The sequence below is a fragment of the Segatella salivae DSM 15606 genome (assembly GCF_000185845.1).
Lineage (GTDB): Bacteria > Bacteroidota > Bacteroidia > Bacteroidales > Bacteroidaceae > Prevotella > Prevotella salivae.
The window spans coordinates 2,043,860-2,060,760 of the sequence record NZ_GL629647.1; the positions used below are offsets into that span (position 1 = coordinate 2,043,860).

The following is a 16,901-nucleotide window of genomic DNA, read 5'->3' on the forward strand; positions in this document are numbered from 1 at the left end:
AAACGTTGTACCTTTGATAGCCCAAGGTTGACGAGCGAAAGCGAAGTCTACCCTGGGTTATTTGCCATTAGCGAGAACAACGCTGTAGGCGTTGTACCTTTTATTCCTCATCATTTTATCGCGGCATTCCAAACAGAAAACGTACAACACCTACGGCGTTGACCTCCACACTACATGCATAACCCAGGGTAGGCTGACGCCAACCCTGGGCTATAAAACGTACAACGCCTTCAGCGTTGAACTGCAAATGCATTATAAAACACGTCGAATGACCATACAATCTGGCTCATTTTACTCGATGAAATGACGCAAATCATCGTGTGAAATGACGCAAATTGTCGTATGATTAGCATGGAATGACTTTATGGTTTGTTAGCGTCTGGTCAATGTTATCCAGCAATCAAGGGTGCGATGAGATACAAAACAGGCTCTTGGCAACCATTTTCCATGATGCACCAAGAGCCTTTCTACCTTTATGTTTAAGTTTTATTTACCTTACAACAACCTCTCTTCTTTCGCAAATATCAATGCCGAGAATGGCCAAAAGCGCTGACAATCGCATGGCATTGCTATTGAACCACGTTTGGTTTAACCTTGTTTGCCACGGCACTATCGGCGAGATGATTCCAAGCATTGTGGCGATTTGCTTGTTTATTTGAATCATTTTTATTGCGATTGATGAGGAGATTGTTTCGCATTTTATTTGATTACAGTTCTTTTTCCGCCTATGATATAGACGCCAGCAGGAGCATTTCGCACTGCCTCTTCCATCGAACCAGCCGACCAAAGGAAATATCCTTGCAGATTATAGACCTTGATTGGTTGTGCCTGTTGTATCATTTCGTGTTCCGGTATGAATGCAGTCTGCCCCTTACTATTATAATATGTGCCACACTTAAAGTCTAAATCTGAGGTCTGTACAGTGCCAACACTGCCTCCTCTGCCACAATTGAAGATAATCTTTGTGTTGTTTGGCAATGGCTTTTGCCCTGTATAAGTCCATTTCCAGATAGTAAAGCCATCCTTCTTTTGGTCCGTTGGCGTGCAAACTACGCCAGGCCACTGACCGCCTGTATAGTTTTCATTCACATTATCGCCATTCCATACCCAGGCATATACCTCATTCCATCCTCTATCATTAATGAAATAAGCGGCACATTCGCCTTGAGGCTGCGGTTGAACTGGCTGTTCTTGAACACCTGAAGGCTTGGAAACACGATGCAGATTGGCTCCTCCCGCATATTCAAAATAAGTATCTTGCGTAATGTTTAGAATGTCTTTGGTCTGCCCATTGCCGTCATTGAGGATGAGATTAAAGGCCTCTTTACCCTCAACAGCAAACGAATACCAGTCTGTTGTGCCTATTCTTGTCTTATTGGTCAGCACCTTTCCCGGCCAGGCCCCATTGAGTTCGGTGGTAGTTCCGTTTGTTGTTGTCCAGGCATATAACTTAGGTGATGCCGTTGAAGTAGTGTGAACATAGACGGTTATCATGCTGTTGGGATCTACTTTCTTATAGGTGGCCTCACCATTTGTGGTCTCTTCCTCTCCATCTTGCATGCCTTTGGCTTCCCATTGGATGGTTTTTGTGTCGCCAAATCTCATGTCACTGCCGATGGTTATCCGCATATCGCCGTTGATTTCTACTTTATTTCCATTGTCAATCCTATACCATCCACTTGTAGCATCCTTGAGTTTAAGGTCTATATCGAGCGTTTCTGTACGGAAAGTACAGCCTTCAGGACTCATTTCTACAGCCGGATGAGTCACTGGAGTGGCTTCAACCCAGGTCGTACCCTCGTCAGTTGCCAACGCACTTTGGTCGGCTTGACCAGGTGTAGTGGCGTAAAGGAATGGACCATCCTCACCAAGCGAGAACGTACCTCCAAGCACATAGACGCGCGCATTGCCTCTACCTGCACACGAAACGCTTAGTTTTCCGTCATGAACTGTCTTTACATCGCCTGTAACGGCATCCTTATAAGTTCCGTTTTCGATACCCGTGAATGTGGCATCTCCATTCATACACACGAGCACATAAGAGTCTACATCGCCCGAAGTGTAGCGTTTCTTCCATGCACGGCCACCATTTGACGAGCAACCTTCAGTTGAATATTGCCCCTTTCTCAATGCCGGCACAGCCTGACGAATGCGATTCAAGGCTTGAAGATGACGCGCAAGAGGGTGTTCAAGCGTTTTCTTTACCTGACCATCTGCTTGGAACAAGCCGAAGTTTTCAGCCGAAACGTTGCCCATTAGATTCTGTCCGTAGTATGCTCTGCCTGTATTTGCAAGCGGACCATTAGGTCCTTTGTCGCAAGGAGCACCCGCTTGGAACTCTACTTCCGAGCCATAATAGATGCAAGGAATGCCGCGTAGCAACCACATTACATCCATATTCTCGGCCCAAGCGGCTGTACCGCCGTTATAACGATTATCAGAATCGGGGCCATAGTCATGCGAATCAACATACACAACGTTCCAAGTGGCGTCGTTATATAAGCGATCATTGCCCGTGGCGGTAGTCCAAGCAGACGCATAATTGCCGAAGTTCCAGTGCATAGGAAAGTCAATTACGTTGAAGCCGCTGGCCTCTTTATAGTCTGGTTTGTGGTAGTTGTTGCCCTGAAGTAAGGCATTCTCCGAGCTAAAAGCATTGCCGGGCTCTCCTTTATAGTCTGTATACTCAGCCTCACAACTATTCCGATTGGTGTCCGAAAAGGTCAAACCTTCGCCTACTGGGAAGTCTTTTCCTTCATATTCTGAAACATCTGAGCTCCAAGGATAAGTCTTTCCACCATGCTCACTCGCCCAAGTATAGAAGAAAGGACTAAGGGCTGACTGCCCACGATATACCGGTCCACTGTATCGAGCGCATACTTCTCCGAACATATAAAAGGGAGTTGGTGTGGTCTGTCCAGCCAAAAGGCGCTTTGAAGCGTATTGTTCGCCGAGGGCTTTGAACTGAGGTATGAACGCTTTATTAAACGTTAGACGAGCTATATGGCCTGAAGTGTCGATGCGAAATCCATCAACTCCCATCTTAATAAACGACCCATAACACTTCACTAAGTAATTATACACGGCGGGATTCTCGGTATTTAAGTCCACACAATCACCCGCTATTTGAGCCCACCAGCGTGTATCGTCGTCCCAATTAAAGTTCCCAAAGTGATGCCAATAATTGTTTTTATCATGGTTTTTGCCATCAGTGTTCTTCATAAGTGCCAGTCTTCGCTGGTATTGTGCACTCGGATTGAGTTGCGGATAGTCATTACCCAGCAGCTTAAGATTAGGAGAAAGGCTGTAATCGACACTGCCTTGAGCCGTCACTTTGGTGCTTCTTGTGAAGGTTGGACAAAGGAATGACTCTCCAAAGTTACCCGTATGATTCAACACTATGTCAAGAATGATCTTTATTCCCTTAGCATGTGCGGCGTCAATAAGCTTTTGAAAGTCCACATCTTCAGTCGCTCCATCGGCTATTCTGCTTTGATAGCGACTGTCAACACGTTCAAAACTCATCGCATGATAGCCGTGATAGTCATATCCCGAGGCGTTTTCCACAACGGGAGTAATCCAGATTGACGTGAAGCCTAAGGCCTTTATATAGTCTAATTTGTCTATAATACCTTTGAAATCTCCACGCCAACAGGGGTCTTTTGTAGCCTTTTGTTGCTCTTGATTGTCCCAACAGAGCACGTTGTTTGACGGATCTCCGTCATAGAAACGCGTCGTCATGAGGAAATAAATGGATTCATCGCGGAAGTCAGTGCGGTTACTTGAAAACGTAACGCCATTGTCTGCAGAGGCTAAAAGCGTTGCACTGATAGCACAAAAGAGCAGTAAAGCCCTCATCATATTCATCTTCATAGCGCTTAAATAAAATTAGATTAAACTGAGAATTAAGTTAGAATTGTTTAGATTTACATCTTATTTGCACAAATATAAGTAGGAAATGGCAAAGTTGTTTTCGCTTTTTCAAACAACATGCAATATTATTTGTGCAAACGTTTACCTAATTATCGCGACACAAATCATAAGATTCTGCATCTGCTATCCTATCTGTTTATCACTTAAAAACGGCCGATTCCCAAGCCTAAATCACGCAGATAGAGAGGCCAACTCTACCATTTTATGAAGTCAAAATACATGTTTTACACCTTCAAACCATTGAAAGTATGAAAATAAATGTAACTTTGTAGCCGTTAATTTGATAGAGAGAGTGAATAAAAAAATATCATTTCATTAAACAATATCCTTATGGAGAGCATCCTTTTTCTTTTATTAATGGCTATCGGGCCAACCATTATACTCATCGTGGCCTATTATTTTACCTTCAATATTTCGCCAATTCAAACGCTACCCAGCTTCAAAACATTGCGTTTAAGAGCTGTTTTGAGCATCGAAGTTGCCGCAATTCTGTGTGTAATTACGATAGTGTTTGCCGAGAAATGGTTTCCAGTTTATAAACAGTGGCTATTCAATCACTCTTTACATGATATGTTTACATATCGCTTTATGCTACCTTTTGGCGCACTCTTTTGCTGGATTATCTTCGTGATACTCTATGAAAAGCATCATTGGATGCGTCAACATCCACAACATAGCAGGTTGATTTTCCACCACGAAAACCACATAAAAGATGTTCAAGGCATATCTCTTATCAGTGTAGATGGCGTAAAAGCCGGCCGAGGTGTATGCTTATCGTGGATCAATGGCTATTATATTGATGCCGATTCCCACGCTCTTCTTTTTGAAGTTTATACCTCAAGTAAGTTCCGTCAGCCAGCAATCAGAAATGTACTCTTTACAAAGAAGGTTACCAAACGCTTCTTTCCGGGTAAGACTTACCATGTAAGAGTGAAACGAAATACAATAGTTATTGAGGAGGAAAGTAGGGAATAAAGCCTCAAGCACAGCCCCTTTCAGCCTCACCCCCAGCCCCTCTCCGAAGAGAGAGGGGAGTAGTTACCCCTTGAAATGGAGGGGATTAATTTGGGGTTAATAGGGGATGGTGATGTCGTTGATAATTAAAGGTAAAACAATTTGCGTCATTTCATCGTGTAAAATACGGCAAATCACACGACCATTTGATGCATATTACCGCGTGTAATGACGTAGATTATAATATCATTTAAGTTCAACGCTGAAGGCGTTGTACGTTTTATAGCCCAGGGTTGGCGTCAGCCTACCCTGGGTTATGTGTGTAGTGAGGAGGTCAACGCCGTAGGTGTTGTACTTTTTCTGCGTGGAATGCCGAGATAAAATGCCGAGGAATAAAAGGTACAACGCTTACAGCGTTGTTGCCACTCACGGCAAACAACCCAGGGTAGCCTTCGCTTTCGCTCGTCAACTCTGGGCTATCAAACGTACAACGCTTACAGCGTTGCGTAGTTGCAACATTCATAATAGCAAAAACGTTCATTAGAAAATTGACATAATACCTACGGCGTTGCATCATTACAACATCTATAATGGAAGATATATCCATTGGAATATTGTCATATTTTGCTATTTATTTATTCGTATATTGGCATCAATTGTATTATAAAATAAATGTTTCAACGCCATCGGTGTTACGTTTTTGATAGCCCAGGGTTGCCAAACGATAGTGCAGGCTACCCTGGGTTGGCGTATGTGATGTGGGGAACAACGCCATAGGTGTTACGCTTTTTAAGCGTAATCCGCTATGAATCCCCTCGTTATACCCATGCTTTCACAGAAAAAGCTCAACACCTACGGCGTTGAATCTCCTTGCGAATACTCACCCGGGGTAGGCTCGTTCCTCGCCAACCCCGGGCTATCAAAAGAACAACTCGTACCGAGTTGCGTGATGAAACAATTGTTAGGGTGACGTTGTTGATTATTAAAGGTAAAACAATTTACATCATTTCATGCGATGATTTGTTGCTTTTTACCGCATGAAAGGATGGAAATGGTGTTACAAAATGCACATTTCAACGCCGTAGGTGTTGCGCTTTTGATAGCCCAGGGTTGCCAAACGATAGTGCAGGCTACCCCGGGTTAGCGTATGTTGTGTGTGGACCAACGCCGTAGGTGTTGTGCTTTTTTGATTAATCCGCCATAAAAGGTTTCATTGTTAGCGTACCTTCACAGAAAAAGCTCAACACCTACGGCGTTGAATCCCCTTGCGAACGTTTACCCGGGGTAGGCTCGTTCCTCGCCAACCCCGGGCTATCAAAAGAACAACTCGTACCGAGTTGCGAGATGAAATAATTGTGGTGACGATGATGTTGATAATAAAGCGTAAAATGATTTGCGTCATTTCATTGTGTAAAATACGGCAAATCATATGGTCATTTGATGCATTTTGCAGGCCCGTTTGCCTCAAATCATTTTACCTTTAATGTGTAACAACGTTGTCATTGGAAATACCCTGATTCATAACTTGATACAGTCTGTCCCCTTGCTTTTATGACTTGGATGAGGAACGATCCTGTGACGGGTAGGCGTTTGCAAGGGGATGATAGCATAAAACAATTTGTCCGAGCACATGACTGATGTGGTCGGACAAATCAAAGAGAGCGTGATGAAAGGATGAAGGCAAAGAAAAGGCTTTGCCTATGCTGGTTGTTTATTATCTGTTTAAGCGGTTTATTGTGCGTTGAATCTCATCGTTTAATTCGTCATTCGACGTTTTCAGCGTAGAAAGTTGGTGCACAATGTTGCGCCGTTGATAGTTGGTGTCAAACCAACCCAAGGTGTGTGCGGCCTTGATACGCACGCCATTATCCTCGTTCTCATTACTAATGATGCCAAGAAGTGTAGGGATAATCTGCGCTTGTGGTTTGTTTCGGAATCGCAAAATGGCATTTTCTCTGCGCACAGGTTTGTCATTTTGATTTGTGATTTCCTTCAAAACCTCAGCAAAGTTGCTTGGAGCCTTCTGTAAAGTCAGTCGTAACGGGCGGATAACTGCATCACTATAGCGTGGCGTTTCAGCCAGTTGGCGATTGAGTTCGGCTGAAACCTTCTCACTGTCAAAGGCTTCTATGTTGCCCAATAGCTGGAAACCCAACCGTGGTTCGTGGCCACGCGTGATGAAAGTATGAACCAACGACGGAATCAGTTCAGGCGAACCATTGCGTGAAGCATAGATAGCTGCGAGCCGACGCACAAGTTCATAGCTGTCGTTGAGGGCAGATTGCAACACCATTACACTCTCTTCGGGGTAGAAAAGACTGAGAAGTTTGAGTGCTTCCATGCGAACAACGAAGTCTTTCGACGTGTTATATTTCTTTGTTAACAGCTGTTGGGTCTCACGATTGCCTGATAACCACAGCTGACGCAAGGCCATTGCCTGAACATCGGGTAAGGGATGATTGAGCTGTTGCATCCAAAACTTCGCATCACGATGATGCAATGATAACGCAAGATTTACGGAAAAACCAGGATGAACATTATCCGTGAAGTGGAAAGTTGGGTCACCTATGACATGACTTTCTAAGTAACCATTAAACCGATTGAGGTTTCCCACACGCATACCTGTGGCAAGTAGTCCGATAAACTCATCGGGCCATTTGTCTTGTAAGGCATTAACCGTACCACCAATTGTGGCAATTGTGCTTCCATCGTTAAAGAGATAACTGCCTGCAATGTTATCATCGGCATGAAAAGAACCATTAAAACACGCATCAAACAACACAAAACGAGCATTTGTTTTGAGTTGATGAAGGTCGGAAGTATAGATGTCTTGGTCGGCTGCATACAAAGAGTCACGGCGTTGAATGGCTGGATCGAAGGCCTCACGACACCAACTTTCGGGCACGTTTAACTGCTTAGCATAATAGCTTACGGCACTATCGGCGCCCACTTTCTTGGCACGTTCTGCCACCTTTGCATGCAGATAGCACTTTATATTCTTAATCGATGCCTCAACACCAGACACGGCTTGGTTGCCATTGAGATACTGCGTATCGGGTGCTCCGTGGTGATGGAAGAGCAAAACATCAAGTTGTGGGTCCATGGCTTCATTGAGATAAACCAGCTTTGCAGGGTAGAAGGTGTCGAAATCTAAGAACTTCACCGTTGCCTTCTGACCGAAAAGAGAAGGCAACTGCTCACGCAATGCAAGCTGTTCTCCTGCCCATGCTCCCCTGTCTTCAGAGTTATAACCATGTCCGCGAGCCATTGTCAGGTGGTCAAGCACATTGTTTTGCTCAGCGTTTTTAAGTCTTGCGACCTTATAAAGATAGCGTTTTAGCAACTCATACTTATCTTTTCCCGCGATTTCTAAAGGCTTTATGCGACCTGTATAGATATCGGGCGAGAGATAAGTCTTGCTCTTTGGTGACAAACTATAATAGAAATAGAGTTGCTTTTCGGCATCTTGTTTGAGGGATTTGAATGTGAGTCCGAAGTCGTCATAATATCGATCGCTCGGCACACTGGATGCTTTCCAGTCGCTCTTTTGATTCATTTTGAAGGCAGAAGTGAGGTATTGTGCATCGCGAATCATGGGGATTGGGATGTCACCTACAAACACTGCACCCTCTAAGGGCTGCTGTTTGTTGCTGTGCCATTGCTTTAAGAGCGACTTGATGGCTTCGGGATTACGCCATGTTGCCACGGCAATATAAGTGCCCAATCCATCGTTTTCAACGCTATTTTTATAGGCCATCACCGCATCTTTTGCCTTTACATAGCTCGTGCTGTCAATGATAATCGCAAAACTTGTGGGTGTTTTCCGCGTGGGACGAATGATATATTGCGCCATGGCATGAAGCGAAATGGCGAGAATAAACACAGAGAAGAAAAGTCTTTTCATACGCTTTTTCAGAAGTTTACGCCTAAGGTCACGCTGACATTACGGCGAGAATTAAAGATTTTTGCCTTGGAATGAAGTTCACTAAAGGCAAGTTTTACATAGCCATTGATGTTTGTTTGTTGGCGCAACAGCTGCGAATAGGTCAACGAAAGGCGTGCCCCCTGCGCATCAGCAGTAAGGAAGGCTTCGTCGAGAGGCTCCATTTCGCGCACTGTAATAAGGTCGTTGTTTGCACCACGATAGTCATATTTGCCGCTAAAAGCCCTCTTCATCATCAGTCGAACATCTAATAAGAGGTGCTGATTCATAGTCTTTCCAACGATAAAGTTATTGCGATAGTCGGCGAAAAGCATGGCGTTCTTGCTCTTTTTGACTGAAACGGGGAGCAGATATGTGTCATCTAAGCCCTGATAATCAATGCCAATAGCACCTTGCCAGCTATATTCCGAGTCGCGAAGTCGCGTGAGAACATAGTTTAAAGTGGCATCAGTTGTCTTATAAGTAGACCGAATATCGTGGTGAAGTTCTATCCAACCAGCCGATGAAGCAGTGTTATCTCGTTGTGAAAGATACGTGATTCCATTGGTAGATTTGTAGTTAAATGATGCATTAATCTGATGGATATAAGCTTTAGAATAAATGCTATTTGCCACCTTAAAGCCAAGATTTCGTTCCGCGATTTGTGCGTCTTTGCGAGGTGTTGTGAAGCTAATGTTCACGTTCTCTACAAGCTTATCAGCGAACAATTCGCCAAGAATCTTCCAACGATCAGTATGGTGTTCATACTGTAAAGCAGTGCCCCAGCGATTACCATAGTAGTTAGTTTGTCGGCCAATTCCTATGCCTTTATGTGCTGTTCCAAGTCCATATAGTTCATAATAGTGCAGTCGTCGTTGCATGTTTTCAAGCGACATGTCTGATTGTTCCTTTTGACTGACGTAGTTAAGACTTGCACCTATCACGTCGTGTGCAGTCAAAGCATAAGTCAAACCAGGCTGAAGTTGCAGCTGATAAAAGCGTGCATCGACACGAGGATCACGTTGTTTGGCTGCCAACTGAGCCTTGTAAGTAGCTTGAATGCCAAAAGTTAGGCGCTGAAACACAACAGGTGTGGCCACGCGGAAACGCAAATGATAATTCTGATGACGCCATTTGCTGGGCTGACCAGAGTCAACAACGAAGAAAGGTTGACCGCGATAAGGATCATTTAAGGATGCATTGAAACGAGCATCTCTTTCATTTTCGTGTGTGAAACGAAACTCTCCCCATGCCAAAACCTTACCAAGATTGAGGTTACCTTCCGTGTAAACGTTAGCTTGTTGCTGCTTTTCGGCTGTGTAAACACGATGGAAATTCCCACTCTTTTGGTCGTAGTTAAACTGTAAAAGAGAATAGTTTGGCGTTTGATCATACACCATTCCCGCCGCATTCTGTGTGTCAAACCATTGTCGTTGGCCTTTGATGAGCTGTAAAGCAGCTGCAGAATGTCCATGGTTTTCATCTTGTGCAGAGATGGTTAGGGTCACATTAAATCCCAACAGCACAGAAATGAATAGGCGAAGTAATATATTTTTCGTCATGATTGGTTTTCTTTTTTGAAATGATTAAATTGAAATCTCATCAATAAGTCTTATTCCATGAGGGCACACCTGTATGATATCGGTGGAGCATTGGAATCACTCCGCGCTCAAAATCATCGGTACTATTGTTCGTATCTTGTAGGATAATGGCCCCGTTGTTGCGTCGAATCGTGTCACCATTCTCAGTAACTACCTTTCTAACTACACCCAATCCGCAGTATGAAGAGCCTACCCATGTCATGCCAGCATCAATGACTGCAGGGATTCTTTTGGCATTAACGAACGTCTCGTTATTAATACATTCCACTGCATCAAGTACGTATTGAAGTGGTATTTTGGCTTTAATGTCTTTGCGATTCACCTCATGATCCTGGTATGTTTTGTTGTTAATGGGGTCCCAATCAGAGCCATTCGGTACTTTAAACATTGCGAAAGCACTTCCAAAAACAGAAGTAAGGAACTGAGGTTGCTTACCAAATTCGGGTTTACCATCATAGAAAACATGTATCATATTGATAGCCTTTCCATCGGGAAATCGGTTATTAAAGGGGAAGAACTCAAACTCTGCATGACTACAATCTACAGGAGAATTGGGGTTGTATACAGGCAGTTTGTGGTTCACTGCCAATTGAGCGATGACGGCACTCTCGCCTGGTTGCAACGGATAATCATGCCCGTTACCAGGGAATTGCCATATACGCTCGGCATAACAAACGTCATTATTCACGCCACCGGCCCACACTGGAAGCTTACTTTTGTTAGCAACGTTGGGGGCAAGTTGGGCAAAATAAACGCCATCAAGATACTGAACATCGTTTGAGTTGTTATAAATCTCATAGAATTGGTCACGGAAATAGCCGAAGCCTGTAGGCGGTTTACTGCCTGCATAGTATATTTCTTTGAAGACTAATGGGCTTATTTTGAGTCCCTTTAGCGTGATATCAACAGATTGAACGCCTTTATAGAGCGCCTTGTTTACGGCATTCCCGTTTATGAAATACTCCGTTCCATCTGTAGAAAAGGCTGTTCCCGATACGCTAATGGTATAGATTCCAGGGACTATACTGTCAAGAATTGCATCGGCATTATCAGCATTTCGCGTATAATGATAACCGTCTTCATAGTTATCTAACTTAATAATGAGGTTCTTAACTGTGCCCAATTGTGCTACGTCTATATTCAAATTGACATTCACTTTCAATGGACTGACTTTCTCTGCTGTACGTGTTTCGTCAAAGCCTGTACAGGAAACACCGCATAAGACAATAGTAAGAATGAGAAGAATATGTTTCATTTTGATGATGATTTTATAGTTTTAATGACATCTCCATACCGAAAAAGAAGTCACTATTGAGTTTATTGTAGACGCCAGGATAACGTTTACTCTTCATAATGGGATAGCTTCTGAAGAAGTTATTGGCAAAGAATGAGACGCGAGCAATGTTACTTATCTCTTTCGTTACATTGACATTAAATTGGAAATAGGGTTTAACCGTCTCCTTGATTGCATCAGCATGGCTTACATTTCGCAACAGATAATCATATCCTGCAGCCTTAACCTCATCGACATTACTAAACTTTCCTGGCTCAAAGAAATGGGCTTTATGATCTTGTAAGTCCATAAACCCAACGGGAATCAAGTCATTTTCATACTCCGCCCAATTGCTTTGGTTCCATATCGCCTGTGCCGTTAGCGTTACAACAAAGCCAATTCGTGGGATGTTATGCGTGGCACGAAGTGTTGTTACGAATTGTTTCGTAAAATCCTTACTACCTTTCGGTGCATAGATTGCAATGTTCTTTCTCACTGAAGGGTCACCATTTGAATTGTCATAGAACTCATATTGTTGTGGTGTATAGCACGCTTCAAGCCATGAACCATTAAGTTGAAAGCTTGTGCGGATAGGCTTAATATAACCCGAAGTCAATTCAAACTCAACGCCTTTTGTACGTACATCCTGGCTATTTATAGGCGTATAATAAGGTGAAAGAATAGGATATACCCCCTTTGTTACTAACTGATTACTTGCATTACGCATATAGATGGCATAATCAAATGGCAGGAAGCTGGTCAACGTATTCCCCAAACTATATCCATTATAGAGGTGTTCCGTGAAGCCAGTAACGTTCAAACCAAACGTTCCTAAACGCAGATCTATGCCCACTTCTCGCTTAAAATTCTTCGCGATTCGAAGCGACTTGTTTTGCGTTTCGACTGTTTTCGTCGTAGAAAGTAATATGCGGTCGGCCTCTGGAATGCTTTCATTTGTCAGCTCATTGATGTGCACATATTCATAATAAGCCCTTTCGGGATAGAGATAAACGAGTGTAGGCATCTTGGCAGTAATACCATATCCCGCATGGAAAGTAAGGATATTAGGAAGTATATCGATTGAAGTGTTGAAACGAGGACTAACAGTTCCACCCACAACCGAGGCGTGATCATACCGCAATCCTGCCTGTAATCTAAGTGTGCGTTGACCCAAATTAATGTCAAGATTGTCTTCCGTATAAAGACTAAACAACTTGATATATGGGATATCTTTATAGCGACGAGGGCGATAACTGCCGTCAAAGTTTGTCACAGATCTATAAGGTGGCGTCTCAACGCTCCACTTTGTACCTTCTCCTTCGTTGCCATCAAGCTTAAATTCTGCACCAAAGAGTAAACCATTATTTAAGCTTCCAAACGATTTAAACAGGTTAGCGGTGAGCTTACCAAACACATTTACCTCCCGACTATCAATCTCGTTGTGACTTACATAGCCGTTAGGCAGATAGTGAGCATAATATCCTGATGCAACATCCGAAGCTCCAAAATGAGTCAACTCCTGATGGTTTGCATCATAAACATGCTGTCCTACTCGGTTACTTAGAGTCGTCCCATCTATCAAAGTGCCTGAGTAGACAGCATTAGCTGCCGTTTCTTCGGCCTCTGTCATGCCTTGTTTTGAAACATAACTTGCTTGTAACACATATCTAATATTACGCAACCAACCTTGGTTTATCTGCCAAAGTCCATTGGTATTCAAGCGGAGTCCATAGTCTTCCTGACGTCTTTTGTCGAGTGGAAGATCAGGATTCTGAGCCAACTGGTCCTTAGAATAGTTAAAAGAAAGCGATGTGTTAGTGCGCAGTTTGTTATTAAAGAGCCCGTTAGAATAAGCTAACCGCGTGTTGATACGCTGAAAAGTGAGGTCGTTATTGGTCACTTTGTTATTGCTATAAGCATAATCTCCGCTCACATTCAATGCTCCCAACTTCTCGCCAAGTGTCCAACCACTTCCTAAACTGGCTTCATAGATGTTGGGATTTGCCTTTACACTAACGCGGAAAGGCTCGCGTCCAGCCTTTGTATGCAGGATGATTGCGCCCGAAGTAAGGTCACTATACTCCACAGAAGGAATGCCTCTGATAATCTCTACGGATTCAATGTTGTCGGTAGATACGTCACGTGTGTCTATGCCGGCATTGGCAGAAGCTCCTCCTGCCATAGAAGTGACAGCGCCGTTCAACGATGGATTGAGCGCACTTAGATTGGCATTGTTCGACAAAGGCGCACCATCTTGGATAATGGCTGTACCAAAAGAGTTTATCTGATTCAGCCCATTGTCACTCACTCCGCGTATAGTTGCCATACCCGCCTTGTTTAATTGCTGATTCGTGGATATGGCACCAGGTGCCAAAGCCAATACATCTGCAAGACTTGTTGCCTGTAAATGGTCTATGGCATTGCGGTTAATATACGATGAAGTGGATGAACCGCTCGTCTTAGTACGTGCTACTACAACGATGTTATCAAGGTGAAAGTTCTCCTCTTTCATTGTAAAGTTGAGATGCATACTGCCTTTCAGATTGACAATCGTATCGATATCTTGCTTACCAATGTATTTGATGAGCATGCGAACACGCCCTTGTGGCACATTGTCTAAGCGGTAATGTCCCGATGCATTCGTAACCGTTATGAGCTTGAAGTCGGCAATTGAGATTGTCGCCCCAATGAGTCCTTGTCGCTCTGTGTCGCTGATTGTGCCGCTCACACTACCCACCTGTTGTGCAGAACCTGTCAAAACGGCTGCAAAAAGCAGTGTAAACACGAAAAGAATCTTTAGATGTTTCATTTAATAATGGTGTAGGTTGTTTCTTAATTAATACGCATATAAGTACTCTCCTCATGGTGTGCAAATGGCACACACATAGAAACTGCAAAGTTAATTTATATAAATTAACTCTACAATACTATATAATAGGTATTTTATCACTGTAAAAACCCTACACGATTTATTTGTGAACGGTGCGCAAGATAGAATAAAATGCAAGATGATTCACAAGAACATATCGTGTGATTCACTACGCAATGCATGCTCATTCACATGAAATCAGCTTGCTTTTCACCTCATTTTGTGCGCAGATGTGCATCATGTAAAACCATGAGAAATAAAAAATCTTCTGATGTTTCATGTCATTTCTAAATAGAAAGTAAAAAGAAACACACAGAAAAATGAAGGAATAACCTAAATCAATAGGCCTATGTCACAACTCAACATGCTCCACATTGACACGCTCATGCAAAAAGACTTGCACACTTTCCTTAAAGCGTTCGGGATTCTCGGTAGTCAGATAACGGCACGAACCGCCTTGCGTTATCTGCTGTTCGATGTCAAGATGTCGGCTAAGATAGCTTTGAAGACTTCCTGCAACATATTCACCTTGTGGGATAATCCGCACTCCTGGTGCCACATACTTAACGATTTTAGGCATCAAAATGGGGTAGTGTGTGCAGCCAAGTATAATAGTATCTATCGCCGGATCACGTCGCATGAGGTCGTCAATACGCTTCTTTACAAAGTAATCGGCACCCGGACTATCGGCTTCATTGTATTCAACTAAGGGCACCCAAAACGGACATGCCACACCCGTTACTTTGATTTCGGGCCATAGTTTCTTGATTTCGAGCTCATAACTATGGCTCTTCACTGTTCCCTCGGTAGCCAAAAGACCCACATGATTGTTTTGGGTCAGTGTGCCAATCACCTCTGCTGTGGGCCTGATTACACCCAACACACGGCGTGAAGGGGTGATATTCGGTAAATCATTCTGCTGAATACTGCGCAAAGCTTTAGCCGAAGCAGTGTTACATCCGAGGATAACAAGGTGACAACCCAACTCAAAGAGTTTCATAACGGCTTGTCGAGTGAACTGATAAACCACATCAAACGAACGCGTGCCATAAGGCGCACGGGCATTATCTCCGAGGTAGATATAGTCGTATTGGGGCAGCAATTGACGAATGCCATGCAGGATAGTAAGTCCTCCATAGCCTGAATCGAACACGCCTATCGGCCCTGGTTGTTCGGGAAACTTCGTCATCTTTTAACGCTTTACAGCATCTTTTACGAGCGCGTTGATGTCTTCTCCCACAATATTATTCACGTAAGGAACGGCATCATTGTCGGTGTTGAGGATGAAAGCATAGCCGCGTTCGGCACCAATGCGAGCCACAATAGCACGCAAACGCACTTTAAGTGCAGCCTTACTTTCGGCATCTGCTTGATCAAGTAAACGTTTAGACTCGTTCTTAAATGCCACGTTCTTCTCCATCATCTCTTGCAACTCAGCTTGCCGTTTCTGTAGAATCAGCGGAGCAAAGTCACGTTGTCCGTCAAGAAACTGCTCGTATTTCTTGTTGAAATCGTCCTCAACACGCTTACCTTCTTCTTCATATTTTGCACGAAGGGCAGCCATGTCACGTTCTGAAACGGCATATCCTGGCATTGCTTTCAATGCCTCTGAGAAACTGAAATACCCATATTTAAGAGGTGACTGCGCACTAATCGTGAGTGCCATTGCCATAAAAGTAAGTGCGAGAAATAGCTTTTTCATCTTTTCTTTGATTTATTTTTTATTTCCAAAACTCTGATTTTCCATCATGAACTCGTCCATAAATGGGGATTGCGAAACCTGCTTCGCCCAACAAACGATAGGTCATTCAATCATCATTAGTCCCATCTCTGTTCATGTAATCTGTTGCGAAGATACAATCTTTTATTGAAATTGCAAAGTTTTTGAAATGGAATTGTCGTTACAAGGCCATTACATTGCCCTGCAAACTATATTTTTGCGTTTTATTGATAAAGGTAGAATGAGGATAAATGTGAGCTACATTGTATGGCTGATTGCATGATTCTATCACGTCTTTCCACGCAGAAAATGTACAACACCTACGGCATTGCCCTCCTCACTACATGCATAACCTAAGGTAGGCTGACGCCAACCTTAGGCTATAAAACGTACAACGCCTACAGCGTTGAACTTAAATGGTATTTTAATTAGCGTCATTTTACGCACTAATCTGCGTCAAATGGCGATGTGTTTTGCCGTATTTTACACGATGAAAAGACGCAAATTGTTTTATATTTAATAATCAATATCATCACCACCCCAAATTAATCCCAAAATAACTCCCTCCATTTCCACGGCTAACCACTCCCCTCCCTCTTCGGAGAGGGGCTGGGGGAGAGGCTTTGTTT

At 43.4% G+C, this 16,901-nt stretch carries 9 protein-coding genes and 1 pseudogene; 1 reads left to right on the forward strand and 9 read right to left on the reverse strand.

Annotated elements, in window-relative coordinates; translation table 11 throughout:
• Positions 1–699: 699 nt before the first annotated feature.
• Positions 700–3,867 carry an alpha-amylase family glycosyl hydrolase gene (locus HMPREF9420_RS08215; RefSeq protein ID WP_169309700.1) on the reverse strand — a complete coding sequence of 1,056 codons (3,168 nt, stop codon included), beginning with the start codon at positions 3,865–3,867 and terminating at the stop codon, positions 700–702.
• Positions 3,868–4,263: 396 nt separating this feature from the next.
• Between HMPREF9420_RS08215 and HMPREF9420_RS08220 the strand changes: the two genes are divergently transcribed.
• A complete protein-coding gene (locus tag HMPREF9420_RS08220; RefSeq protein ID WP_007135132.1) occupies positions 4,264–4,908 on the forward strand; it encodes a hypothetical protein in 645 nt (214 codons plus the stop codon).
• 313 nt (positions 4,909–5,221) lie between these two features.
• On the opposite strand, the gene HMPREF9420_RS13940 is transcribed toward HMPREF9420_RS08220, so the two are convergent.
• From HMPREF9420_RS13940 to HMPREF9420_RS08255, 8 genes and pseudogenes are all read right to left on the reverse strand, one after another.
• On the reverse strand, positions 5,222–5,494 hold the full coding sequence (locus HMPREF9420_RS13940) for a hypothetical protein (protein WP_007135133.1): 273 nt from the start codon (positions 5,492–5,494) through the stop codon (positions 5,222–5,224).
• Between the two features lie 640 nt (positions 5,495–6,134).
• Positions 6,135–6,230, reverse strand: a pseudogene (locus tag HMPREF9420_RS15020) (tetrahydrofolate synthase); the annotation flags it as partial.
• Positions 6,231–6,601: 371 nt separating this feature from the next.
• Positions 6,602–8,791 carry a HEAT repeat domain-containing protein gene (locus HMPREF9420_RS08230; RefSeq protein ID WP_007135134.1) on the reverse strand — a complete coding sequence of 730 codons (2,190 nt, stop codon included), beginning with the start codon at positions 8,789–8,791 and terminating at the stop codon, positions 6,602–6,604.
• An 8-nt stretch (positions 8,792–8,799) separates the two neighbouring features.
• On the reverse strand, positions 8,800–10,371 hold the full coding sequence (locus HMPREF9420_RS08235) for a DUF6850 family outer membrane beta-barrel protein (RefSeq protein ID WP_007135135.1): 1,572 nt from the start codon (positions 10,369–10,371) through the stop codon (positions 8,800–8,802).
• A 40-nt stretch (positions 10,372–10,411) separates the two neighbouring features.
• Entirely contained in the window at positions 10,412–11,665 is a 1,254-nt protein-coding gene (locus HMPREF9420_RS08240; protein WP_007135136.1) for a DUF4876 domain-containing protein, read from the reverse strand.
• A 13-nt stretch (positions 11,666–11,678) separates the two neighbouring features.
• Complete coding sequence (locus tag HMPREF9420_RS08245; RefSeq protein ID WP_007135137.1) at positions 11,679–14,492, reverse strand: TonB-dependent receptor; 2,814 nt, start codon at positions 14,490–14,492, stop codon at positions 11,679–11,681.
• Between the two features lie 412 nt (positions 14,493–14,904).
• Positions 14,905–15,741, reverse strand: a complete 837-nt coding sequence (gene murI / locus HMPREF9420_RS08250; protein WP_007135138.1) for a glutamate racemase — start codon at positions 15,739–15,741, stop codon at positions 14,905–14,907.
• A 3-nt stretch (positions 15,742–15,744) separates the two neighbouring features.
• Positions 15,745–16,254 carry an OmpH/Skp family outer membrane protein gene (locus HMPREF9420_RS08255; protein ID WP_007135139.1) on the reverse strand — a complete coding sequence of 170 codons (510 nt, stop codon included), beginning with the start codon at positions 16,252–16,254 and terminating at the stop codon, positions 15,745–15,747.
• Positions 16,255–16,901 lie beyond the last annotated feature (647 nt).

Bases quoted from the DNA above. Each gene is read 5' to 3' on its own strand.
- HMPREF9420_RS08215 (WP_169309700.1), bottom strand. From the start codon at position 3,867: ATGAATATGATGAGGGCTTTACTGCTCTTTTGTGCTATCAGTGCAACG.
- HMPREF9420_RS08220 (WP_007135132.1), top strand. From the start codon at position 4,264: ATGGAGAGCATCCTTTTTCTTTTATTAATGGCTATCGGGCCAACCATT.
- HMPREF9420_RS13940 (WP_007135133.1), bottom strand. From the start codon at position 5,494: ATGGATATATCTTCCATTATAGATGTTGTAATGATGCAACGCCGTAGG.
- HMPREF9420_RS08230 (WP_007135134.1), bottom strand. From the start codon at position 8,791: ATGAAAAGACTTTTCTTCTCTGTGTTTATTCTCGCCATTTCGCTTCAT.
- HMPREF9420_RS08235 (WP_007135135.1), bottom strand. From the start codon at position 10,371: ATGACGAAAAATATATTACTTCGCCTATTCATTTCTGTGCTGTTGGGA.
- HMPREF9420_RS08240 (WP_007135136.1), bottom strand. From the start codon at position 11,665: ATGAAACATATTCTTCTCATTCTTACTATTGTCTTATGCGGTGTTTCC.
- HMPREF9420_RS08245 (WP_007135137.1), bottom strand. From the start codon at position 14,492: ATGAAACATCTAAAGATTCTTTTCGTGTTTACACTGCTTTTTGCAGCC.
- murI (WP_007135138.1), bottom strand. From the start codon at position 15,741: ATGACGAAGTTTCCCGAACAACCAGGGCCGATAGGCGTGTTCGATTCA.
- HMPREF9420_RS08255 (WP_007135139.1), bottom strand. From the start codon at position 16,254: ATGAAAAAGCTATTTCTCGCACTTACTTTTATGGCAATGGCACTCACG.